The 1,354-nt window shown below is 50.9% G+C and carries 2 protein-coding genes; both read right to left on the bottom strand.

The features are described from left to right. The coding region (locus tag B3180_RS05175; RefSeq protein WP_286843406.1) for a ParB/RepB/Spo0J family partition protein at positions 1–570 on the bottom strand (570 nt) is incomplete at its 3' end. After that, positions 560–1,354 (bottom strand): ParA family protein (locus tag B3180_RS05180; protein WP_286843408.1); only part of this gene is annotated, 795 nt, incomplete at its 5' end. The genes B3180_RS05175 and B3180_RS05180, both read right to left, overlap by 11 nt.

Raw genomic sequence — 1,354 nt, forward strand, 5'->3', positions numbered from 1 at the left:
CGCATCTAACAATGCAAGGTGCTTTGATAGCCGCCCAGGGCTGACATTCAACAGCTTTGCTGCATACGCCTGATCCTTACCTTCAGCTCGGCATATATCGGCTACCCGCTTCATGGCCATTGCATTTTCAATTGCTGGGATCTGCTCCCGCTGGTTGTTCTCGTCGATCTGCATTAACAGCAAATGCAGCTCGTCAACATCACCGCTACGAATGATTGCATCAACAACGCTGACCTTTTCCGAATCCCGGATTGCTCGCCACCGCCGCTCACCCGCAATGATCGGATAGGTACCATCTGGCAGGCGATCACCTACCAGTATCGGCTGAAGCTGGCCATTGCTCTCAATGCTTACCCGCAGCTCATCAATTCTTTCCTGGTCGAAAGTCTTGCGAGGCTGGTTCGGATCTGGCACGAACGCCTCAGCAGGCAACGACAAATAACGGCCCTCAGACTTTGCGCGGTTTACCAGCTCGTCAGTACCAGAATCGGCCAATAGGTCTGTAATATCGACCTTTGGCTTCTGGCCACCCTTGCCTTTGCTCACCTGCTGAGAAAACTTATTGGTCATTACCAACCTCGACACGCTCAATAAATTCCTTCGTGAAAGCCATGTACTGACGCGCCTGGTCGGAATTCTGTTTGTATTCCGAGATAGACTTACGCATCGCGTGAGACTCTTTCACTTTCGCCGACTTGGTTATCTTCGTCTTGAAAAGATATTCACCATATTTCTCAGCCAATTGGTTGTAAAAATGCTCTTCGACAAGCACCCGCTGGCTGCTGACCTCGTTCGCCAAAATGCCCAACAAAGACAGCCCTGGATTCAGACGGCGCTTGGTCTGAGTCGCCGTTTTCATCTGCGCATCAATACCAGTCACACTAAAATCTTCCAGGTGCGTCGGAATTACCAGGTAGTCGGCTGTCATATGTGCCGCTGTCTGCAAGGAGCCAAATGCCGGCAAGCAGTCGATCAGGATGTAGTCGTATTGATCACGAAGGGCTTCAATCTTCTCTTTGAAATCGAAAATCACCTCAAAAGGCTTCGTAGAAATCTCCGCAAGGTGCTTACTTGCCCCAATGACATGCAGATTTTCAATAGCCGGTACCGGCTTAACTTCAACCCCTTCAATGTACAGGTTATAGCTATGCGAGCCGCCCGGCGCTGACGCCCCGGCACCATCCCACTCAACAATTTCAGACGGCAGCTCATCTCCAAAAATAGCCATCGTCAGATTACCTTGAGGGTCATTGTCGATCAGCAACACCCGCTTGCCCATGTAGGCCAGGTTTTTGCCCAGGTTAACCGTCACGGTAGTTTTACCAACCCCGCCCTTCTGATTTGATACCGCTGC

This window comes from Idiomarina sp. UBA4206, assembly GCF_002383015.1.
Classification (GTDB): Bacteria; Pseudomonadota; Gammaproteobacteria; order Enterobacterales; family Alteromonadaceae; genus Idiomarina; species Idiomarina abyssalis.